Here is a 21,445-nt window from a genome sequence, read left to right on the forward strand (position 1 = left end):
TTATTCCCTTCCTTGAGCTGCTCCCACGCAGCTGCTCTGCTTTTTCTTCAGTTTGAAATACTTTACTTTTCCAGAAAGGCTGTAATTGATTTGACTTCTCTCTTCAAGCGTGAAGCTTATCGAAGCGTCAAGGGCACCGCTAATATACTCTGAAACAGCATGACGAACGATTTTCTTACTCAATTCACTCGCATTTTTCTCAAAAGTTACAAAGATATTCACTTTCTTATTTTTTGTCAACACAGCGACATCTCTGATTTGCCGGAAAAGACGGATATTATTTTCCAGCTCAAAGGCATCAATCGTCTGATTGCAGTCTTCTAAAATTTCTCTTTGTGTAACAGAGAGATAACCGTCCTCCATCTTCCCGAAATCAGAGGTTATGATAAAATCTTTCCCATCAATCATAGTCCTCTCTAGCTCGCTGTGAAGGTAGCCGGCGGCATTTTGAAAACTGGAAACTGCAATGCGGCCGATTTTGCCGTCTTTTAGTTTTTGATAATCATTATCCACAATCAGAAGTTCAGAGCCCTCCATTGCTTTACCTGAGCTTTCTGTTTTTTTCAGATATTCCGGCGAAGAAATGAGGGCGTTGATGCCTGTCTCCGATGAACCGTAATATTCATGGATAATAGGACCAAATGTCGTAATTGCCTCTTCTTTAAGAGATACCGGAAATGTTTTGCCGCCGACCATGATAAATCTTAAATCTGTCTTGTCCCGATTCTTTTTTGCAATATCAACAATTTTTCTCAATACAGGCGGTGTAAACAAACTAGTTGTCACCTTATAATCGATAAGTTTGGCATAGACATCTTTTGAGTCCTCAATATCCGCAACAACGACCGCACCGCCATTCATCAGCGAGAGCCGTATCCATCCCGTCACTGACACATGTGAAAACGGAAGAGTAGCAAGGAAAATATCCTCTCTATTAAAATGATAGAGCTTTGTCAAAATTGGAATCCTAATCCCATCAAAACCCGAAGTCCGGTAGATGACCTTTGGAATACCTGAAGTTCCGGACGTGAATGAAAAACTGGAAATTTCATGACTTCTATTTTTCTTGAAATTTTTGAGCAATTCTTCTACAGCTTCATTGCCGGACTTTACATTGAGCTGAATAAGTGAGTTTATGTCATGAAAATAGATGTGATTTTTCTGCAAAAGCTCCTCAAAAGCTTTACTGGGTGCATGGGCCGCCGAGTAAAGCACGAGATTACTGCCGCTATTTTTAATATTTGCCAGCTTAATTTCCTCTGATTGCGAATAATCGATGCCGGAAAACGGAATTCCCAAACTGGAAATAACAGAATATAAAATAAAGGTCTGCCAATTATTTTCCGAAATCACAATAATTCGCTCAATATCAGATGAAATAACTTCATTGTTAAGTATTTCGGACAAATTGTTGGCGACTAAATTGCTGTAATCACCCCAGTTAAAACTGAATTCATCGGAAAAGAATGCCGGCCTGAGCTCATTTCCTTTCTTCCGCTCATTAATTTGTGTTAGATTTAGCATGAATTCTCTCCTTTTTTCTTATGTGAAATAGCTGCACGCCGTTACTTTCTAGTTTTTTCATTTCTTCTATTTTTGCGCCGGATACGACATCACCCGGAAAAATCAGCGGAACCCCCGGCGGATAAGGCACAATATATTCATCAGAAATTTTCTGATGATGATTGGCTGTTGTCTGCGAAGCACGATGATTGATTTCGATTAAGGCAGCTTCTAACGCGGTTAATGCTTCATCATTTACACCGATATGGAAATTCAATAAAAACGAACTCTCCGTAAAGCGATTGACAAAGAGATGGTGCTTTTTGAATAGCTCTTTAATTTGAGCGGCTGTCTTTTTAGTTGACTGGAAGTTGACAGAAATCTTCAATGGGTCTGTTATCCAAAAGCTTTGCTTAATATCAGCATTGACAGATAAGTTCTGAAGCTTTCCGATAATATTTTTTGTTTTTTTCGCTCGTCTATATGCCTCGCTCACAAGAAACTCTCCATTCTGACACATTTCTGCACAGGCTAAATCAATAGACGCCAAAATAGAGTAACTCGGGGAAGTGGTATGGATTTTAAACTTTGCTTCTGCCACTTTTCTGATAATTTCTTCACTTCCTATGACATGGATGATGCTTGACTGCCTTAAGCAAGGGAGGGATTTATGCAGAGACTGGGTCACAACAATATTCAAGTCAGGGTATTTTGACCTTAAACTATTTGCATATGATAAAATACTATATTTACTGAATTCCTTATGGAATTTTGCGAAGGCAAACCAGGCTTCATCTATTAAAATGGTGATGTCTGAATCAATTTCTATCAGCTTTTCAATAATGTATGGGATGTTGTTAATCACTCCCTCATAAGAGCTGGCGTTGAGAATAACTTTTTTGAAAGGACTGCCCTGTTCAAATGCAGTCTTAAAATCATTCATCATCTTCTCAAAATTCGAAAACTTTCTGCCGCTTTGTTTATCAGAATACTGCATGCCGATGTAATGGATATCCAGATTTCTTTGATTTAATGCAAAATGAATGGATTTATGCGCGCTTTTCTCCACGAGAACTCTGTCATCATCCTCCAGAATAGCGTCCAGCACAATCTGGTTTGAGACACTTGTTCCCGAAGTAATATAGAAACTCTTATCCGCTTCAAATATATCAGAGGTTTGATTTTCCGCCTCTTTCAGAACGCTCTGAGGAAACAGCGGACTGTCTATCCATGCTTCGTCCAATGTAATTTCAAATTTCAAGAAATCTTTTTCATACATTTTCTGAAATTTTTCTTTGTAAAATAAACTTTGAATAATATGACCGCAATTCAAAGGCAGTGCGTGAAATGAATAAACATTTTCCGTAGACAACTTACTTATTGCATCATAAAATGGTGCGCTAATGTTTTTCACTAAAAATTATAACCTCCATGGAAATATTATAGTATGCTATAATTATTTTTTGAATAGTTTCTTTCACATGAGAGCCATGCAGTAGATGCATGATTAGAACCCGAGGTATTGTATGAATTATCAAAGTTTATCTGTAAATATGTTCAAGACTTTTGTTATTATCAGCGAGAGCGGTAGTATTACGAAAGCAAGTGAGAAATTATACACTGACCAGTCAAGTATCAGCCGTCGTCTCCGCCAGTTGGAAAATGAACTGAATGTCACGCTTTTCGTAAGGAGCAGCAAAGGGGTGAAGCTGACAAGAGCCGGAAAAATCTTCTATAAATTCTCTCAGAAATTTCTGCAGGAGCTCTCTCTTCTCTCAGAACAGCTATGCCCTGTTACAGATAGTCTAGAAACAATACGTATCGGCACTTTCGACAGCATCACTTCCATGATTTATCCGCATTTTTTCGGAAAAGAAATACAGCGTCTGAAAAAAGTGATGATTTCAAATGATACTTCACAGCTCATCAGCAGTTATAATAATCAGGCATTGGACGCAATCATTATTGACAGTGATTTTAAGAATGAAATTTCTGAACCTGCTGAACAGCTCAGCCTATTTTCCGAGCCCTATTATGTGATTTATTCTCTGGATAATACAAATAAATACCTGGCTGAAAACAGCACCATCAGTGCTGACATGCTGAAAACAATGGAGATGTTTCTTTATCCAAGCACCTGCCCGATACACCGCAAAATCGTAAGCGCCTATGAAAACGATACTTTACCAGTTATCCATCAGCTTGAATTTTCCTCGTCTGCCGTTAGTTTCGTGATGCAGAGCGAAATGGTCACTGTTTTGCCGAAATCTATCGCCGCCAATTACGTCACGAAATGCGTCGCAAAGTTAGGCATGCGCCAGTTAGAAGCGAAATTCGACCGTCATATTTCTTTATTTGCAAGGAATGAAAACATTTATAATTTATTGCTGGAAGCTGGTCTTGTAATGAAATAAGGCAATTTTAAATCACAAAAAATCCGAACAATCAGCATGAATATTTGCTTGTTGTTCGGATTTTGTTTTTTCACTGACACAGAAAAGCTCAGCTGAATTCAGGTTCGTTTTCACTTCAGATTAACTGAAACAGCTTCTCTTCATAGTTTTTTACATAGTAGCGAATGTTCGTCCTCCCTCTCACAACGATTTCGTGACCTTCGGCCTCCAGTTTCGACTTCTGCAGCTCAATTCCCTCTGGGTACTTGGGATTCAGCTCACCGTTTGCCTTCAGCGTGCGCCAGTAGGGCGTCTCATCCTCATCCGGCTCGCGCTGATAGCTTGCCCAAGCCGCAATAGACACAAAAATTCCAGCAGTAATCGGGTCAGTGAAATCTGCTTGATTCATTCTAGCAAAATAATCACGTATTTCTCCAATCGTAATGAGCTTTCCGCGAGGAACGGTCTTCATCACTCTATCGTAGTCAACCGGCGGGGCAAAATACATTCTATCGCCGCCATATTTTTTAATACTGGCAGAATCAGTGATAATCTGTGTTTTCGGCATTCCCTTAGATTCATGCAGCATAGCGTTAAAGTCTTTGATGTTTTCATTTGTCATAGATAAAACAACCTCCTGCCGTCAGTATATCGCTTTGTCCAATCTTGTCAATGAGGCTGTTTTATTTTTCAATCAAAACTTGCGTTCCTACGTCAATTTCTGACGTCATCGAGATTTGAAGCTCCAGCTTGTCGAGAATAAGTTTTGTCAGGTAAAGCCCTAGACCAGTGGATTTCTGATTGGCACGGCCGTTGAAGCCTGTAAAGCCATGGTCAAACAGTCGCGGCAGGTCTTCGGCTAGGATGCCGATACCTGTATCGGTCAGTGTCAGCGCATTCTCCTCGAGCTTAAAGCTGATAACACCGCTTTTCGTGTATTTCACGGCATTGTTCACCAGCTGCTCTATTGCCAGACTCAGCCAGCGGCGGTCGGTGGTCAAAATCCAGCTGCCTTCAATGTTGACGGATAAGTCTTTACTGATGAAAAAGCTGGAATATTTTTTGACCAAATCCTTGCAGATATCTGCCACTTCAACCTTTTCAAAGCGAAAATCACTGGACAGATTTTTTAGACGCAGTGTCTCAAGTAGTATGCTCAAATAATTTTCAAGATTGAAGGTCTGCTTCTTGAGCTCGCCCGCTTCAATTTTTCCGTCTGTTTGTGTCATCAGGTCAATGGCCGACAGCGGGACTTTCATTTGGTGGCTCCAAACTCGGATGAGGTCGAAAAATTCTTTCTGCGCCAGCTTCTCCGCTTTCATTTCTTGCAGCAGATGCGCATTTTCAGAGCGCATTTCTGCAATTTCCCGCTGCACGTTGCGCCAGCGGAAATACGAAGAAAACAGATAAACAATAAAGACTATCAGGGCAAATAAAGTTGAATTTGCCAGTGCCATGAGCGGCAGATGCCACATGATAAAGGTTGCCAGATAGAGTCCTAGCATGAAAAGGAAAACAAATATCTGCGGAATTTTCGTCTTGAGGAAATTAAACCAGCGCATAGCCTTCTCCTCTTTTGGTCACAATATGCGCGTCAAACTGAATCGGTGCGAGTTTTTTCTTTAATCGCGACATTTTTACGGCGAGTGTATTGGCATCAATGAACTCATCTGTCTGCCAGAGCAGGTGCAGCAGCGCTTCTTTTGTCACCACCTTGCCCTGCGCTTTGAAAAGGGCCGTTAAAATGCGATTTTCAGAGGCTGACAGCTCGATTTCATTCAGCTTGGAATCTTCCAGCACAAAGCCCGAAAACTCGTGTCTGGAAGCCGCAGTTCGTCTGAGGAGGGCCCGAATTTTGGCTTTCAGGATTTCCAGTGAAAAAGGCTTCACGACAAAGTCATCCGCCCCGTTTTCCATCGCCGAAACCTGATTGAGCTCGTCAGCGGTGCTGGAGATGAAAATCACCGGAATATCAGAGTTCCTGCGTAATTCTCGCGTCCAGTAAAGACCGTTGTAATAAGGGAGCCCCAAATCCATCAAGACTAAATCTGCCTCAAATTCTTCGACTTCCTGCTTCACCGCGCGGAAATTCATAGCACTCGCTACTCGAAATTCTTGCCGCAAGGCGCTTTTCAAGCTCTCTACAATGGACGAATCGTCTTCGACAATAAAAATTTTCTGCATGCTTTATTATAACATCAAAATATCAGCAAACTATCATTCCAGCTTAACGATTACCTGCAATTAACGGACATTATTGCCCATTTTGTCAGGAAAGTCCGGCAAATTTGTGATAAAATGCAGGGATAAAGAGATTCGGGGGCGACAAAAATGCATACTTTTTCAATTCAGTTTTTACCGCAACTGGAATGGCTGCTGCGCTTAGTCGTAGCAGGAATTTGCGGTTATGCCATCGGCTATGAAAGAAACAATCGTTTGAAGGAGGCAGGTGTGCGGACGCATTTGATTGTGGCGCTGGCGGCTGCGTTGATGATGATTGTCTCCAAATACGGATTTAGCGATGTGCTGCAGCTGCCCAATATTGCGCTTGACCCTTCACGTATCGCGGCGCAAATTGTCACTGGCATCGGTTTTTTGGGCGCTGGCATGATTTTTGTCCATAATCAGTCGGTCAATGGACTGACGACGGCTGCTGGTATCTGGGCAACGGCTGGTATCGGTATGGCCATTGGCTCGGGACTTTATTTTATCGGGATTGCTGCTACAATTCTGATTCTGGTTTTCCAGACGATTCTTCATAAGAATCTGAAATGGCTGCAGGTGCCAGTTTCAGACAAAGTGACACTGATTGTCCAGCGAAGTGATGAAATCATTACAGCGATTCAGAAGACTTTTTCTGAGTATCACATCGAAATCTACGGCCTCAAAGTCACGCGGAAAGACCGCGAAAGTCTGATTGTTGAGCTGCATATCAAGGCGCCGGAAGATTATAAATTATCTGATATCTGGAGTCTTTTTTCAGACGATGAGCGGATTTTATCGATTGAATACTAAGGACAACGAATATAAAAAGTACATAATTAAATTTATGTACTTTTGCTTTATTCCTCTTCAATTTTAGCTCGTCCCAGAATCTGAAGAATTCGCCGTTCAGCCCAAACAATCAAGGCCAGCAGGATTCCCCAGCCCAGCAGCAATGTTCCCACAGTAGCTTCACCTTGCGCCGTACTTCTCATAAAAACACGCTGGGGCCGATTTGTCTGAACATAAATTTTGACCTTGTCGCCGAGTTTTCCATAATTATGTAAAATCTTATCCGCCGGGTCACCATAGTATGTCTTACCGTTAAACTCGAACTTCAGAAGCTGGTCATCCGAATCATCTAAATCCTTGACAATAAGCGCAGTCACCGTCGTTTTATCCGCAGCCCGGTCCTGAAAATAATTCTTCAAATTATAAATGCCGGCGACAATCAAAGAAATCGAGACCAGAACAATCACGATGCGCAAGATTATTTGCCAATTCGCCAGAATTTTCTTCACGACTTCATTATAACAGAACTTTCCTTATTCTGCCAAACTTTCTGTTATAATTAAGTCATTATGAGCTTTGACGGACTTTTTTTACACTACATGACAGCCGAGCTGGCCGAAAATTTGACTGGCGGCCGGATTCAGAAACTGGCCCAGCCTTTTGAGCTGGAGCTGGTTTTGAGCATCCGAGCGGGGCGCAAAACGCAGAAACTCCTGCTGTCTGCCCATCCGCAGTTCGGCCGCGTTCAGCTGACTCAGACGGACTTCATCAATCCGCAGCAGGCCTCGACCCTAGTCATGATTCTGCGCAAGTACCTGCTCGGCGCAAAGATTGAAAAAATCGAGCAGGTAGGCAACGACCGCCAGCTCTGGTTTCACATTTCTTCAAAGGACGAAATCGGCGACAGTATGAAAATCGCGCTAGTCGTTGAAATCATGGGCAAACACAGCAACATCATCCTGCTGGACAAAACTTCGGGCAAAATCCTTGAGGCGATTAAACACATCGGTTTTTCGCAAAATCATTTCCGGACAATCCTGCCTGGCTCGGAGTATCTCGCACCGCCCGCTTCAACTCTAACGAATCCATTTACTGCTTCTGATGAGAAAATCTTTGAACTGCTGCAAAACGGCGGCAGATTTGAAGGATTTTCTAAAGAGACTGCTGACGCATTCGCTGGTTTGACAGTCCAGGGTTTTCATGAAAAGCTGGAAACTTGCGTCCCTTCGCTCTATCCCAACGATAAGTTCTCGTCCATTTTGCTGACTGATGATTTTGTCAGGTTTGACAGCCTTTCAGCTCTGCTCGATTTTTATTACCAAAACAAAGCCGAGCGTGACCGGGTCAAACAGGTTGCCTCTGAAGTCATCCGCCGTGTGGAAAACGAACTCAAAAAAGCCCGGCAGAAACTCAAAAAGCAGGAAAAAGAGCTGGCTGCCACTGAGAATGCTGAGGATTTCCGCCAAAAGGGAGAGCTCCTGACGACTTTTCTGCACGAGGTGCCAAACGATAAAAACAGTGTGATTTTGGACAATTATTATACGAATCAGCCTCTGGAAATCGCGCTTGACCCTGCCTATACACCCAGTCAGAACGCCCAGCGTTATTTTCACCGCTATCAGAAACTTAAACAGGCTGTCAAATTTCTGGGCGATGAGATTGAGAAAACCAAGCAAAGCATCTCCTATCTCGAATCTGTTGATGCAGAGCTGGCAAATGCGGATGTTGCTGAAGTTGCGGATATCAAAGAGGAACTTGTTCAGACCGGATTTTTTAAACAAAAGCACCAGGAACGTAATAAAAAGCATAAACAGCTGCCTCCGGAAAAATATCAGGCACCTGACGGCTCGGTCATTCTAGTCGGCAAGAATAATCTGCAGAACGAGCTAGTCAGCTTTAAGCTGAGCAAAAAAGGCGACCTCTGGTTTCATGTCAAAGACCTGCCCAGTGCGCATGTATTGCTGACAGGCAATGCTCATCCGTCAGACGACGACATCACATTTGCCGGCGAACTCGCGGCTTATTTCAGTAAACAGCGCAATTCCAACCTTGTCCAAGTTGATGTTCTTGAAGCTAAAAAGCTACACAAACCTACAGGGACTCCGCCGGGATTTGTCACCTACAACCGTGAGAAAACAATCCGCGTCACGCCTGACGAAGCCCGGATAAAAGCCGCCAGACTTGCCTGATACGGCACTTTAAGCAACAGAAAAGAAAAAAGCTTCACAAAGTGCTATAATTAATCATTGTTTAATTTAACATTTATTAACGAAATGGAGAGATATAAGTGTCAACTAATCAAAGAAAAAAGGTTATTTTAATAGGTGACGGGGCTGTCGGCTCCTCTTATGCTTTTGCTCTAGTCAACCAGGGAATTGCCCAGGAATTAGGAATTGTCGAAATTCCGCAGCTTCGCGCTAAAGCCGAAGGCGATGCGGAAGATTTAAGTGATGCACTGGCTTTCACTTCACCCAAGAAAATCTATGCGGCCGATTATAAAGACTGCACAGATGCTGACTTAGTTGTCATCACAGCCGGTCTGCCTCAAAAGGCGGGTGAAACGCGTCTTGACCTGGTCAGCAAGAACCTCAGAATTAATAAAGATATTGTCACTCAGGTCGTTGCTTCTGGCTTCAAGGGTATCTTCCTTGTGGCTGCAAATCCTGTTGACATCCTGACTTACGCCACTTGGAAGTTTTCCGGATTTCCTAAAGAGCGCGTCATCGGCTCAGGCACATCGCTTGATTCTGCCCGCTTCCGTCAGGCTCTGGCTGAGCGCATCGGCATTGATGCACGTTCTGTTCACGCCTACATCATGGGCGAACACGGCGACAGCGAATTTGCCGTCTGGTCGCATGCCAATGTTGCCGGTGTTAAACTTGACCAATGGCTGCAGGACAATCGCGATGTAGATGCACAAGGTCTGGTTGAGCTCTTCTTGTCCATTCGTAACGCGGCTTACAGCATTATCGAAAAGAAAGGCGCGACATTCTACGGCATCGCCGTGGCTCTAGCGCGTATTACCAAGGCTATCCTGGACGATGAGAACTCTGTTCTTCCATTGTCAGTCTTCCAGGACAATCATTATGAGGGCGTTGAGGGGCTCTTCATCGGCCAGCCGGCCATCGTCGGCGCCAACGGTATTGTCCGCAATATCAACATTCCTTTGAATGACGCTGAACTACAGAACATGCAGGCTTCAGCACATCAGCTCAAGTCCACGATTGATGAGGCTTTCGCAGACCCTGATATTGCTGCGGCTGTAAAAAATTAATTGACAAAAGCGAGGTTCAAATTTGACCTCGTTTTTTTTTATTATTCAGTCCTTTAACCAAGTGAAAGATTTTTTCTTGACTAATTTAGTCAAGAATGATAAACTATATTGACAGCAGGGAGGTAAAAATGGCCGATTATAATAAAATTCCTGAAAATGCCCAAATAGCCGAAGTCAAAGAAAATCTTTCAAGCTATATCGCAAAAGTACAGGAAGGAAAAACCATCACAATTCTCAAAGGAAAAAAGCATGAGCCCGTAGCACAGCTTGTTCCCGTCCAGAAACCGGAAAAACGGAAAATTCTCTGGGGCGCACTAAGAGGCGATAAACCATCCGAAATGCTTGATTTTACTGAAGATGAATTAAACCATATTCTCAATGAACCGGTTTTTCCAGAGTAAAAGAATCCTTATAGGTAGAAAGCAGACAATTGAAAAAATACTTATTTGACACGCAAATACTTCTTTGGATTTTCCAGGAACCAGAAAAACTCTCCCCAACTGTAAAATCAATCATTGAAAATGATAGAGATTATTTCGCTTACTCAATTACCAGTCTAGAAGAAATTTCCATAAAAAGCAGTATTGGGAAACTCGACTTACACGGCTACAGTCCCGAAGATGTCCGGCTTTGCGCCGTCAAGAGTGATTTCGACGAACTGATTACAAGCGGCGATTTGGTCAGCAGCCTCTATCGTTTACCGAAAAAAAGCGACCACCGGGACCCATTTGACAGACTTTTAATCTGGCAAGCGATTAAAGAAGGCCTCGTTCTGATAAGTGGGGATAAGAAATTCAAGCAATACGAATCCGACGGACTCCGACTACTGCAAAATAAATAAGTCTCAAGCTGCTGAAGCTTGTAAGTCAGTCTGTTTATCGGATTTCAGTTGATTTTTGGGCCTGACTCTTTTGGAGCAAGCAAAAAAAACTTCTCCCAATTATAAACTGGGAGAAGTAAAGAATTATGGTGCTATAATAAATCGTGTTGATAGAAATCAACGCGATTTTTAGGACACAAAAAGACATGAATTTCTGTTACTGTTAAGTAGCACACCCACAGAAAGGAAGAAATCATGTCCTACTCAGATTCTATCAAATTGTTACTCCATATTCAAGACCCGAATATCGAAATTCAAGAACTTTCAACCGAGTTCAAAAGAAAACAGGAAGTCTCAATTGTTCATGCCTGCCTTACTTACGCGCCGCCTCCCTGTCCTGACTGCCGTGCAAAAGCGGTTAAAAACGGGTTTACCTCCTCGGATGTTTTGATGCCAAAGGTGGCCAACTTTAAAACCTGTCTCCGCCTGAAAAAGCAGCGTTTTAAATGTTCTAGTCCTGACTGCGGCCGGTCTTTCCTGGCTGAAACTGCTTTGGTCAAACGTTATCATCAGATTTCTCAGCCTGTCCACCTGGCCATGCTTGACCTTTTAATGCGGCGGCGCTCAATGACTGAGATTGCTTTTGACCTTGGCGTCTCCATTCCTACTGTCGCCCGCCGCCTCCAAAAGATCCATTTTGACCGGCCGACCGAACTTCCAGCCGTCCTCTCTTTCGATGAACTGAGATTTGTTGGAACCCAAATGGTTTTTCACCTCCTTGATGCACAAACCCATCAAATCATTGATATTCTCCCGAGTCGACGATTAAATGACTTGAAAAACTATTTCTATCACTTCTCGCGAGAGGTCAGAAACAGGGTCAAAGTGATTGTCATTGACATGTATATGCCTTATATCCGGCTGATTCAAGAACTCTTCCCAAAGGCCCTAATTACCATTGACCGCTTCCATATTGTCCAGCATCTCAATCGTGCCTTTAACCAGACAAGAATCAAGGTCATGAAACAGTTCAGGAAGGATTCTAAGCAGTATCGCAGACTCAAACGACTTTGGAAACTCCTGCAGATGGATGAGACGCGTTTGAACTACCATTATCATTACAACAAAACCTTCCGCTATCTGACCTCCCAAAGAGACATGGTTCATGAGCTATTGAGCTATGACGACAACTTGAAGTTTTACTACCAGCTCTACCAGGAGGGGTTAAGAGCTGTGACTTTACAAAAACCTCTGGCCTTCAGGCAGATGATTCAGCGCGAACTCAAAGTCAGAAAGTCACTCAATGAGAACTTTCAAACGGTCTTTAAGACCTTTAAGAGGTTCGAAAACTTCATAGACAACAGCTTAACCCTTTCCTACAGCAACGGACCCATCGAAGGGATGAATAATCAAATCAAATGTCTCAAGAGAATAGCTTTTGGCTATCGCAGCTTTGACAATTTCAGAAACCGAATCTTTCTGGTACTTCTCACTTCTAAGGCAATCCAGAAAAACAAAAATATCATTCTCAAACACAACAAGGCCGCTTAACACAACTGAAAAGCCTGAGAATTTTCAGTTCTCAAGCTTCTCTGATTCTTGGACTTGGTCCATCAACACGATTTGACAAAGTACCAGAATTATTTACTTTGTCAATTCGTCAATAATTGTCTGAACAGTATCTTCCGTACCGTCAGGAAGCGCGTGATAACCCTCCATCTCGGTCTTTTTGCTGAGAATAAAGTCTAAACGGTTCTGCATGCGGCGCTGCAGTTTCTCCAGATAATCTTTCTGAGTGAAGTCCGGCTCGTAGCCTTCAATGGCCTGATATTTCATGCCTGGAATCGTACCGAAGTCCTGCCACTCTGCTTCTTCATCCACCACGCGCTCAATGGCGTCCAGTGTCACTCTAGGTGTGATTTTCTTATCTGCAAAGTCGCCAGTGTTGAGAATGTAGCAGTCGGTCTTTCCGCCGGCAAAGAGGTTCTTGAAGTCCTCGAAGTCTTCACCCAGAGCATAGGAGCGGAATGGATTGGCAAAAGGCTCAATGACCAGTGCGTCCATGTCGACGTTTCCGACGACATTTTCTGCCGTGGAGCGCTTTGTGGCCAATGTCAGCCCAAAGACAGCAGCCAGGGTAGAATCTTCAATCTTGACAATCGGCGGCAGAGAATCATCCTTCATTATCCAGTAAACCGCGTTTACTGCTTCGTTCAGATGGTCCACGCGGTTCGGTGTCACGTAACGCGACTTCACACAGCGGCCGTTTCCGTTTCTGATGTCTTCATTAACCAGAACTTTACGCTTGTCCATATCTCGCGTCACACCTACATTCATGCAGGTGAGGAAGAATTTCAGCGTTTCGTCGTCCGATGGATAATCCTGCGTCTTATCAAAGTAAGCTGGCTCCAGTGCTGTGGACGAGCCGTGCTCCTTATTTATGACAAAAGCGTCATCATGTAAAACTGTTACTTTATACTTACTTTCGTTCTTTGATAGAGTAATGGTGGATTTTCCAGAGCCTGAAAGGCCGTAGGCCGCCATTGTATAGGTAGAGCCGTCTGAGCGCTCGTACTGCTTCATTCCTCCGTGCGAAGCAATGAAACCGTTGCGGTGAGCTGCCGCCCAGGCCAGGGTTAACGTTCCCTTTTTCAATTCTCCGAAATAACGCAGGCCTAATACCACTGCAGTATCATGCAGCGGGTCGAAAAGCACCAGCCCATAAGGAAAGTCAGGGTGCGTCCAGTCAGGGTCAGCCACGATAAAGATATCACCGAAATTGTAAGGCACCGACTTTTTATAAATCGCCCTGTATTCACTGGTAATCGGCTGGAAATTCATCATGTAGCTGAAAACGTTGGTTTCATAGCCTTTTGGAATCAGCAGGTGGCTCTTCATCATGAATTCCGGGTCAAGTCCCACATAAACGTGCGCTTTCAGCGTATCCTTGCGGCCAATCTGGTAAATGGCTTCGCGGACAATTTTTTCATAGTAAGCCGTATTTACGCCGGGCTGACCAATAATCACGCGCGCTGCCGAAGTACGTCCCACAATTTCGCCGTCATTAAAAACAAGCACCTTGGCGCCATCCGGCAAGCCCAAATCCTCTGTATGCGTAATGCGCAAATCCGTCCGAATCACACCGCGCGCATTTTCCGCTAAACGATAAGCCTCTGCTGCATTTTGCACCGTCTGCACCGTATTGGTGTAAAAAGCACTTTCGACAATCGTCTTAATGGCCGAAAAATTGGGGTTCGACTTGGTGATTTCCTGCAAATCATATCTCTCAATTGATGTCATGAGTGTTCCTCCGATTTTTGTAATATAAATATTATACCATAAATTAACTAAAACGTTTTCATAATTTTAGAAAAATTTTCGAAAATACAAGAAAAACTCACTTCATTTGTCAGTCGCCAAGCCCGTCTGTCTGCCAAGGCAAATCCGTTGATAAGCTCGCAGCAAAGCGCTTGAAAGCATCACGCTCATTCAGCCGCGCCAAGCGCCGTTTTTCATAGCCGGAGCAGACCATTTTTTCTTCGTCTGTTTCAGGCAAAACGGCCGGAACTGTGAAGTCGGTTTCTTCATTCATTTGAGACGGAACAGCTACAAATGTCGTAAAACATGTGGCGGCGAGGTAGCGCTCACCTGTGGCGAGATTTTCTCCGATGACTTTGACGAAGACTTCCATCGAATGATGATGGGCGCCTGAAACGTAGGATTTCACACAGACGGAATGGTTTTCGTGCAGCGGCTTCAGGAAATTCAGATTGTCCAGCGAAGCGGTGACGGCACCGCGGCGGCAGTGTCTTGAAACGGAAATTGACGCGGTGTCGTCAATCAGTGTCATGAGACATCCGCCGAACATGAAGCCGAATGGGTTCAAATCGGGCGGAAAGACGCGGTGTGTCTGAATTACTAAAGATTCACGACAGGGTTTTGATTTTTCTTTCATGTTTTACTCTTTTACATAATTAATTTTATGTCGAATCACAAATTTTCAGCTGAGATTATTTCATCAAGCTCACTGAGCGCCCGTTCTGCTACCTGTGCATAACGCTCTTTCTTGTCGCGGATTCTTTCCGGCAATTCGGCAATCAGTCCGAAAGTGACGTTCATGGGCTGAAAATGCTTTGACTCGGCATGCGTAATGTAGTAGGGCAAGGCGCCAATCGCAGTTGTCTGCGGAAATATCAGTTCTTCTTCGCTCTTAAACAGACGCACGGCATTGAGCCCGGCGACTAAACCTGAAGCTGCGGACTCGACATAGCCCTCAACACCCGTCATCTGGCCGGCAAAGAAAATGTTGTCTTGCTTCTTCGAGCGGAAGGTCTGCGTCAGGAGCTTGGGCGCGTCCATGTAGGAGTTGCGGTGCATGACGCCGTAGCGGACGAACTCGGCATGCTCGAGTCCTGGAATCATGCTGAAGACGCGTTTCTGCTCGCCCCATTTGAGGTGGGTCTGGAAGCCGACGATGTTGTACATAGAAGCTGCGGCATTGTCCTGGCGGAGCTGAACGACGGCGTAGGGTGTTTTGAAATCGCCGTCACGCGGGCCTGTGTAGTCGTCAGGATATGGGAGGCCGACTGGTTTCATCGGGCCGTAGAGCATGGTTTTATAGCCGCGCTTAGCCATTTCTTCTATCGGCATGCAGCCTTCAAAGACTTTCATGTCCTCAAAGCTGTTCAATGGGGCTTCTTCCGCGCTGATTAATGCTTCCTGGAAGGCCTGGAACTCTTCTTTGGTCATGGGACAGTTCAGGTAATCGCCCTCGCTGCCTTCTTCAAGTCCTTTGTCATAGCGGGATTTGCGGTAGACTTTGGATAAGTCAATGGATTCGGCGGCTACAATCGGTGCGGCTGCGTCGTAAAAATAAAAACCGTCGCCGCCGTTCAGTTCGTGAATCTTGGCAGCAAGTGCATCGCTTGTCAATGGACCGGTGGCAATTACTGTGATGGCATCCTCAGGAATTTCAGTTATTTCCTCACGAATGACTGTAATCAGAGGATTCTCCGTTAACGCGCGCGTCACAGTCTCAGAGAAGGACTCTCTGTCCACGGCCATTGCGCCCCCGGCGGGAACAGACGTTGCATCGCCTGACTTGATAATCAAAGAATCCAGACGACGCATCTCTTCTTTCAGCAGGCCGACTGCATTGGTCAGAGCCGCGCCGCGAAAGGAGTTCGAGCAGACTAGCTCGGCAAAATCGTCCGTTTTATGCTGCGGGGTTGACTTACCGGTCTCTTGACTGCGCAGTTCGTAGAGATGCACTGGAATCCCGCGTTTGGCTATCTGGTAAGCCGCTTCAGAGCCGGCTAGGCCTGCACCGACGACATTGATGTAAGATTTATTCATAAAGCCTATTATAGCGTATTTGCGCGTTTTAGTCACGTCATCCTCATCAAATTTTCTTCAAATTTTAAGACGAATTTTAGGAATTCACTCTGGCAATATGCTATAATAGTAAAAAGGATTTTACATATCATGACAGAGAATTTTGAAGCAACATTACAGGCGCTGCGCGAGCGTTTTATTGAAAATTTTCCGCAGGACGAAGCTGAAAACACTCAGCTGGCGGTTTTTTCTGCATTGTCAGCTGATGAAAAGCTGGAAAAAGTTTCCAGTGCGCTTGATAGTTTGGACCGGGAAATCTCTTCTTTGACAGAAAAGATGGCGGCTCTGTCTTCTGATAAAGCGTCCGATGATAAAACAGCCGGAGAAATTGCCGAAATCCAGCAGCAGCTCAAGGCGCTCAACTTCAAGCATGAGGTCCTTGAGCACAGAATTGAACTCATGAAAAACGGCGAACTCCCTGCCAAGCGCGACAAAATGAAGCGTCAGCTCACTCAGCTCGAGATTAAGCGCTGCAAAAACTTACTCGATAAGAAAAGCTGCCGTAAAATCGATGCTAAAATTGCCCATAAAAAAGAAATTTTCAAAAAAGTTTTCGGTTAATACAGGATAAATTCTTCCACATTTTATCTCTCATTTGTCATTCACTTGAGCGACCAACTGACCGATAAGAAAGGACGATATGCTAAACAGCGTTCTATATGTGATTGTTTTCCTCTTAGCCCTCATCATATCAAATGTTATTAATAAAGTTTTCCCGAAAATCCCCCTGCCGCTGATTCAAGTCCTAATGGGGCTGATTTTGGGTTTTTTTGGTGCTTCAAAAATTATTCATGTTGAGCCGGAGGTTTTCCTGGCTTTCATCATTGCGCCTCTGCTTTTTCGCGAAGCTGAGGAAGCCGATGTTCTCGCGACTTTCAAGTTTACCCGGCTGATTGTTGTCCTTATCTTCCCGCTGGTCTTTATTACGGCGCTTGGAATCGGTTATCTGACACACAGCTTATATGCGGAGATTCCGCTGGCAGCTGCTTTTGCTCTGGGCGGCGCGCTGGCACCGACGGACGCGATTGCGGTTTCGAGTTTGTCTGAGCGCTTTGCCTTTCCCAAGTCAATTACAAGCATTTTAAAAGGCGAGGGCATGCTCAATGACGCCTCGGGTATCATTGCCTTCCAGATTGCCCTGACTGCGCTGACAACGGGTTATTTCTCAATCGTGGATGCTTCGCGGGATTTGCTGATTTCTGCTGTGGGCGGTTTTCTGGTCGGTGTTATTCTGGTCTGGATAAAAAATCTGCTGCTGAAAATTCTCGAAGACGTGGATGTACAGGACGTTCCAGGCTATTTGATGATAGAACTTCTGCTTCCGTTAGTGGCTTTTCTGCTGGCCGATATTATTCATGTTTCGGGAATTATTGCGGTGGTGGTGACGGGGATTCTCTCAGCCAACGGCGTCAAGCGTACCAGCTTGTTTGACGCGCAAATCACCCAAGTCAAAAATACCATCTGGTCCACTCTGACCTTTATCCTCAACTCTGTGGTTTTTTTATTCCTGGGAATTGAGCTTTACCAGCTGGTTCTGCCGCTCATTAAGTCGCCGGTCTACTCGACAACCTGGCTGCTTCTTATCTCGCTGGCACTGACCGTCGCCCTTTTTGCCATCCGCTTTCTCGTCATCTCTATCGGCTTCATTTTCAGAGGAATCCGGCGTCATCACGGCTATCTCAAGTCTTTTAACGACCTGCTGATTCTGACTTTTGCGGGCTCCAAAGGAACTGTTTCAATTGCCGCTATTCTGCTGATTCCTGCTTCTGCAACCAAGACCCATTCTTTGCTGGTCTTCTTCTGTACGGCTGTGACAACTCTGAGTTTCCTGGCCGGCATGTTTTTACTGCCGTTGTTTACCAAAAGAAAAGTGACCAGTAAAAATAATCTGACGCGGATTTCAATTTTAACCGATGTTGTCTCAGAACTTGAACAAGATATGAAAAATTGTCCAAAAGATAAAAACTGGGGCTACGTGATGACGATAGATTCCTATCAGGAGCGCATTAAAACGCTGATTATCGACCAGGAAAGCTATTCGAACGACTACAACGACTTGAAACTTCTCGTCGTGCAGGTTGAAAATGAGGGGCTTGAGGTCGCCCTTCAAGAGGGTAGAATTTCAGAATCCGCTTATCGCCTTTATCAGCGCTATCTTCGGTTTCTCGAGCAAAGTGTTGTGCACCATCTGGTCTCATCTGTCCAATTTATGTTCTTCCTTTTCGGAAAAATGGTGAACAGCCTGATTCACCGTCTGCTTAGAATTGACACTATTTTTCATAAGAAAAACCCGGATTTTACCGAAGCGACTAAGAACGAAAGAAATGAAATCAATGCGCTCTACCTTGAAAACACGGAACTTATTCTCCAGGCGCTGGAAAATCTGCAGGATATTTATGATGAGCGCCTGATTAACTTTCTGCAGCTTGACCGCCTCCGCTCCGCCAAAGTTGTCCATCTCACTGGTCTGCGGCGCCTGAGATTGTCCTCCAATTTGACAGAACTCATGCGCGGCTACTATCTGGAGCGAAAAATCATCTTCGAATATGAAAGCGGCGGAAAACTGAATTCTGAAGAAGCCATGCTGCTGCGTAAGAATGTCAATATCATGGAAGATTATTCGATTCGGACCTCTCAGGACACGAACTTTCTGGTCTCTTTTGTCCTCAAAAGTCTCAAAAAATAAGCCCAGGTCAGGCTAACTGAGCTTAACGCGCCTGAAGCTAGTAAAAATAGAGGAACTTGGAACCTGCTTGCGGCAGAACCCAATTTCCTCTATTTTTACACTTCAAAGCGGGCGCGTTTCACATCTTGATTATTTTTGTTTCTCTTCTTGATAATCACAGTCGGCATTCGAGCAGACGACCTGCTTCCCGCCGCCGCGCAGCTTCTTCTCAACCAGGAAGTCGCCGGATTTCGGACAATCGCGCCCGACCGGTTTGTCCCAGCTGGTGAAGTCACAGTCCGGATAACGTGAACAGCCGTAGAAAATACGCTGGCGCTTGGTTTTGCGCTCAATCACTTGTCCTTCATGACATTTCGGACACACCACGCCAATTTCTTTGACAATCGGCTTGGTATTGCGGCATTCCGGGAAATTGGAACAGGCATAGAATTTGCCGTAGCGTCCCAGCTTGATAACCATCGGATGTCCGCAGACATCACAGTCGAAACCGGCCGGCTCATCCTTGATGACGACTTTTTCCATCTCGACCTCGGCCTTGTCAAGCTCTTTCTCAAAAGGCTTGTAGAACTGGTCAACGACCTTCTGCCACTGCATCTGGCCCTCTTCGACCTTATCCAGGTCTGTTTCCATCTCAGCCGTAAATTCAGTATTGACAATATTCGGGAAGAACTCAACCACCAGACCATTGACAATTTCGCCCAGCTCGGTCGGCTCGAATCGCTTCGTCACGAGCCGCACATAGTAGCGCTTCTGGATTGTCTCCAGAGTCGGCGCATAGGTTGACGGACGCCCGACACCATTTTCCTCGAGTGTCTTAATCAGTGTTGCTTCAGAAAAACGGGCAGGCGGCTGCGTGAAATGCTGCTCAGGCTTGACAGAAACTTTCTTGACTGTCTCACCCTCAACCAGCTCCGGCAGCGTCTTATCCTTGTCATTATCATTGTAAACGGCCAGATAGCCCTTGAATTTCACCTGAGAGCCATTTGCAGTGAATGTGACGCCATTCTGCACAATATTGGCCTTGACTGTGTCAAACACAGCTGCGCTCATCTGTGAGGCCACAAAACGATTCCAGATGAAAGTATAGAGCTTCAGCTGGTCTTTATCCAGATATTTGGCGATTGACTCAGGCGTATTGAAAACATTTGACGGACGAATCGCTTCATGGGCATCCTGTGCGCCTGCACGATTGACCGTCTTTGAGCCGTGCTTGCTGTAGCTTGCGCCGAAACGCTCCGTAATCAGCTGAGCCGCAGCATTCTGCGCCACAGGCGAAATACGCGTTGAATCCGTACGCATATAGGTAATCAGACCCTGATGGCCCTGTGCACCAAGCGTAATACCCTCATAGAGCTGCTGGGCGACCATCATCGTCTTGCGCGTCCGGAAATTCAGCTTGTTAGAAGCGTCCTGCTGCAGGCTTGAAGTCGTATAAGGCAATGGAGCATTGCGCCGGCGCTCTTTCTTTTCAACCTTGTCAATTGTGAAATCAGCGCCTTTTAAACGAGCCAGCACTTCCTGAACTTCGTCGTTATTTTTCAGCTCGCGTTTTTTACCGTCAATCCCCCAGAAATTCGCCTGGAACTTCTTCGTGCCCTTCTTGAAATTGCCGTCAATCGTCCAGTATTCCTCAGGAATAAAAGCCTTAATCTCATTTTCACGGTCGATAATCAGCTTCAGCGCGATTGACTGAACACGGCCGGCCGACAAGCCTTTCTTGACCTTCTTCCAGAGAATCGGCGAAATCGAGTAGCCCACCAGACGGTCCAGCACACGGCGCGCCTGCTGCGCATCTACCAAGTCCTGGTCAATTACACGCGGCGTCTTAAATGCCTCTTTGACCGCATCTTTCGTAATTTCGTGGAACTCGACCCTGTCCTTCGCATCCAGCGGCAAATCCAGAATATGCGCCAAATGCCAGGAAATGGCTTCCCCCTCGCGGTCCGGGTCACTCGCGAGATAAACAGCTTTGGCGGCTTTCGCCTCTTTTTTCAAGCCGTTAATCAGTGGAGCCTTGCCACGGATATTAATATACTGCGGCTCATAGTTATGCTCAATGTCAACGGACATGCTGGACTTCTTCAAATCACGCACATGGCCGATGGACGCTACCACGTGGTAGTTTCTGCCGAGATATTTCTCAATTGTCCGAGCTTTGGCCGGCGACTCTACGATGACCAGGTTCTTACCTGCAGAAGCCACGGATTTTCTCTTTTTGGTTTTCTTTGCAGCCGTTTTTTTGACAGCAGTCTTTTTGGCAGTCGTCTTCTTAACTGCCGATTTTTTAGTTGTAGTTGTAGTTTTAGTAGGCAAACTCTTCCTCCATAAATTCAGTTATAACAAAGATGTTTATCATCTTACGCGAACTGACAGTTAAGTTT

General features: G+C 45.0%; 19 protein-coding genes. 9 read left to right on the forward strand and 10 right to left on the reverse strand.

The window, feature by feature from the left end; translation table 11 throughout:
* Both ACYQ2E_RS03370 and ACYQ2E_RS03375 read right to left on the reverse strand, forming a co-directional pair.
* Entirely contained in the window at window positions 1-1,524 is a 1,524-nt protein-coding gene (locus tag ACYQ2E_RS03370; protein WP_460016652.1) for an AMP-binding protein, read from the reverse strand.
* Window positions 1,502-2,917: an aminotransferase class I/II-fold pyridoxal phosphate-dependent enzyme gene (locus ACYQ2E_RS03375; protein WP_460016653.1), complete on the reverse strand. Its 1,416-nt coding sequence runs from the start codon at window positions 2,915-2,917 to the stop codon at window positions 1,502-1,504. The genes ACYQ2E_RS03370 and ACYQ2E_RS03375 overlap by 23 nt, the downstream gene beginning before the upstream one ends.
* Before the next feature lie 112 nt (window positions 2,918-3,029).
* On the opposite strand from ACYQ2E_RS03375, the gene ACYQ2E_RS03380 reads away from it, so the two are divergent.
* A complete protein-coding gene (locus tag ACYQ2E_RS03380) occupies window positions 3,030-3,917 on the forward strand; it encodes a LysR family transcriptional regulator (protein ID WP_460016654.1) in 888 nt (295 codons plus the stop codon).
* A gap of 115 nt (window positions 3,918-4,032) precedes the next feature.
* Here ACYQ2E_RS03380 and ACYQ2E_RS03385 read toward each other — a convergent pair whose 3' ends face one another.
* From ACYQ2E_RS03385 to ACYQ2E_RS03395, 3 genes are all read right to left on the reverse strand, one after another.
* A complete protein-coding gene (locus ACYQ2E_RS03385; RefSeq protein ID WP_460016655.1) occupies window positions 4,033-4,518 on the reverse strand; it encodes an MGMT family protein in 486 nt (161 codons plus the stop codon).
* 61 nt (window positions 4,519-4,579) lie between these two features.
* A complete protein-coding gene (locus ACYQ2E_RS03390) occupies window positions 4,580-5,458 on the reverse strand; it encodes a sensor histidine kinase (RefSeq protein WP_460016656.1) in 879 nt (292 codons plus the stop codon).
* Complete coding sequence (locus tag ACYQ2E_RS03395; protein WP_460016657.1) at window positions 5,445-6,080, reverse strand: response regulator transcription factor; 636 nt, start codon at window positions 6,078-6,080, stop codon at window positions 5,445-5,447. The genes ACYQ2E_RS03390 and ACYQ2E_RS03395 overlap by 14 nt, the downstream gene beginning before the upstream one ends.
* A gap of 147 nt (window positions 6,081-6,227) precedes the next feature.
* Here ACYQ2E_RS03395 and ACYQ2E_RS03400 point away from each other — a divergent pair, with 147 nt between their 5' ends.
* On the forward strand, window positions 6,228-6,911 hold the full coding sequence (locus ACYQ2E_RS03400; RefSeq protein ID WP_460016658.1) for an MgtC/SapB family protein: 684 nt from the start codon (window positions 6,228-6,230) through the stop codon (window positions 6,909-6,911).
* Between the two features lie 47 nt (window positions 6,912-6,958).
* On the opposite strand, the gene ACYQ2E_RS03405 is transcribed toward ACYQ2E_RS03400, so the two are convergent.
* Window positions 6,959-7,399, reverse strand: coding sequence for a hypothetical protein (locus ACYQ2E_RS03405; RefSeq protein WP_460016659.1), 441 nt, complete (start codon window positions 7,397-7,399; stop codon window positions 6,959-6,961).
* 60 nt (window positions 7,400-7,459) lie between these two features.
* Between ACYQ2E_RS03405 and ACYQ2E_RS03410 the strand changes: the two genes are divergently transcribed.
* The 5 genes from ACYQ2E_RS03410 (at window position 7,460) to ACYQ2E_RS03430 (ending at window position 12,535) form a co-directional block, all read left to right on the forward strand.
* Window positions 7,460-9,079 (forward strand): Rqc2 family fibronectin-binding protein, encoded by a 1,620-nt coding sequence (locus ACYQ2E_RS03410; protein ID WP_460016660.1) that lies wholly within the window; start codon window positions 7,460-7,462, stop codon window positions 9,077-9,079.
* Between the two features lie 98 nt (window positions 9,080-9,177).
* Window positions 9,178-10,164 carry an L-lactate dehydrogenase gene (locus ACYQ2E_RS03415; protein ID WP_460016661.1) on the forward strand — a complete coding sequence of 329 codons (987 nt, stop codon included), beginning with the start codon at window positions 9,178-9,180 and terminating at the stop codon, window positions 10,162-10,164.
* Between the two features lie 128 nt (window positions 10,165-10,292).
* A complete protein-coding gene (locus ACYQ2E_RS03420; RefSeq protein WP_460016662.1) occupies window positions 10,293-10,565 on the forward strand; it encodes a type II toxin-antitoxin system Phd/YefM family antitoxin in 273 nt (90 codons plus the stop codon).
* A 29-nt stretch (window positions 10,566-10,594) separates the two neighbouring features.
* Entirely contained in the window at window positions 10,595-11,005 is a 411-nt protein-coding gene (locus ACYQ2E_RS03425) for a type II toxin-antitoxin system VapC family toxin (protein ID WP_460016663.1), read from the forward strand.
* A gap of 234 nt (window positions 11,006-11,239) precedes the next feature.
* Window positions 11,240-12,535 carry an ISL3 family transposase gene (locus ACYQ2E_RS03430; protein WP_460016664.1) on the forward strand — a complete coding sequence of 432 codons (1,296 nt, stop codon included), beginning with the start codon at window positions 11,240-11,242 and terminating at the stop codon, window positions 12,533-12,535.
* A 93-nt stretch (window positions 12,536-12,628) separates the two neighbouring features.
* On the opposite strand, the gene ACYQ2E_RS03435 is transcribed toward ACYQ2E_RS03430, so the two are convergent.
* The 3 genes from ACYQ2E_RS03435 to trmFO form a co-directional block, all read right to left on the reverse strand.
* Entirely contained in the window at window positions 12,629-14,284 is a 1,656-nt protein-coding gene (locus ACYQ2E_RS03435; RefSeq protein WP_460016665.1) for a phosphoenolpyruvate carboxykinase (ATP), read from the reverse strand.
* Between the two features lie 109 nt (window positions 14,285-14,393).
* Entirely contained in the window at window positions 14,394-14,939 is a 546-nt protein-coding gene (locus ACYQ2E_RS03440) for an acyl-CoA thioesterase (protein WP_460016666.1), read from the reverse strand.
* A gap of 35 nt (window positions 14,940-14,974) precedes the next feature.
* Window positions 14,975-16,339, reverse strand: a complete 1,365-nt coding sequence (gene trmFO / locus ACYQ2E_RS03445; protein WP_460016667.1) for a methylenetetrahydrofolate--tRNA-(uracil(54)-C(5))-methyltransferase (FADH(2)-oxidizing) TrmFO — start codon at window positions 16,337-16,339, stop codon at window positions 14,975-14,977.
* Between the two features lie 129 nt (window positions 16,340-16,468).
* Here trmFO and ACYQ2E_RS03450 point away from each other — a divergent pair, with 129 nt between their 5' ends.
* Together ACYQ2E_RS03450 and ACYQ2E_RS03455 are read left to right on the forward strand one after the other, a co-directional pair.
* Window positions 16,469-16,939, forward strand: coding sequence for a hypothetical protein (locus ACYQ2E_RS03450; RefSeq protein WP_460016668.1), 471 nt, complete (start codon window positions 16,469-16,471; stop codon window positions 16,937-16,939).
* 79 nt (window positions 16,940-17,018) lie between these two features.
* The gene (locus tag ACYQ2E_RS03455; protein WP_460016669.1) at window positions 17,019-19,064 is read left to right on the forward strand and encodes a cation:proton antiporter; all 2,046 of its coding nucleotides are present in this window, start codon (window positions 17,019-17,021) and stop codon (window positions 19,062-19,064) included.
* A gap of 129 nt (window positions 19,065-19,193) precedes the next feature.
* Here the strand turns inward: ACYQ2E_RS03455 and topA are convergent, their stop codons facing one another.
* The gene (topA, locus tag ACYQ2E_RS03460) at window positions 19,194-21,377 is read right to left on the reverse strand and encodes a type I DNA topoisomerase (RefSeq protein ID WP_460016670.1); all 2,184 of its coding nucleotides are present in this window, start codon (window positions 21,375-21,377) and stop codon (window positions 19,194-19,196) included.
* Window positions 21,378-21,445: the final 68 nt, after the last annotated feature.

This window comes from Lactovum odontotermitis (assembly GCF_054658595.1).

Excerpts from the sequence above, each read along its gene's own strand:
- ACYQ2E_RS03370 (WP_460016652.1), bottom strand. The coding sequence starts at position 1,524 with ATGCTAAATCTAACACAAATTAATGAGCGGAAGAAAGGAAATGAGCTC.
- ACYQ2E_RS03380 (WP_460016654.1), top strand. The coding sequence starts at position 3,030 with ATGAATTATCAAAGTTTATCTGTAAATATGTTCAAGACTTTTGTTATT.
- ACYQ2E_RS03385 (WP_460016655.1), bottom strand. The coding sequence starts at position 4,518 with ATGACAAATGAAAACATCAAAGACTTTAACGCTATGCTGCATGAATCT.
- ACYQ2E_RS03390 (WP_460016656.1), bottom strand. The coding sequence starts at position 5,458 with ATGCGCTGGTTTAATTTCCTCAAGACGAAAATTCCGCAGATATTTGTT.
- ACYQ2E_RS03395 (WP_460016657.1), bottom strand. The coding sequence starts at position 6,080 with ATGCAGAAAATTTTTATTGTCGAAGACGATTCGTCCATTGTAGAGAGC.
- ACYQ2E_RS03400 (WP_460016658.1), top strand. The coding sequence starts at position 6,228 with ATGCATACTTTTTCAATTCAGTTTTTACCGCAACTGGAATGGCTGCTG.
- ACYQ2E_RS03410 (WP_460016660.1), top strand. The coding sequence starts at position 7,460 with ATGAGCTTTGACGGACTTTTTTTACACTACATGACAGCCGAGCTGGCC.
- ACYQ2E_RS03420 (WP_460016662.1), top strand. The coding sequence starts at position 10,293 with ATGGCCGATTATAATAAAATTCCTGAAAATGCCCAAATAGCCGAAGTC.
- ACYQ2E_RS03430 (WP_460016664.1), top strand. The coding sequence starts at position 11,240 with ATGTCCTACTCAGATTCTATCAAATTGTTACTCCATATTCAAGACCCG.
- ACYQ2E_RS03435 (WP_460016665.1), bottom strand. The coding sequence starts at position 14,284 with ATGACATCAATTGAGAGATATGATTTGCAGGAAATCACCAAGTCGAAC.
- ACYQ2E_RS03440 (WP_460016666.1), bottom strand. The coding sequence starts at position 14,939 with ATGAAAGAAAAATCAAAACCCTGTCGTGAATCTTTAGTAATTCAGACA.
- trmFO (WP_460016667.1), bottom strand. The coding sequence starts at position 16,339 with ATGAATAAATCTTACATCAATGTCGTCGGTGCAGGCCTAGCCGGCTCT.
- ACYQ2E_RS03450 (WP_460016668.1), top strand. The coding sequence starts at position 16,469 with ATGACAGAGAATTTTGAAGCAACATTACAGGCGCTGCGCGAGCGTTTT.
- ACYQ2E_RS03455 (WP_460016669.1), top strand. The coding sequence starts at position 17,019 with ATGCTAAACAGCGTTCTATATGTGATTGTTTTCCTCTTAGCCCTCATC.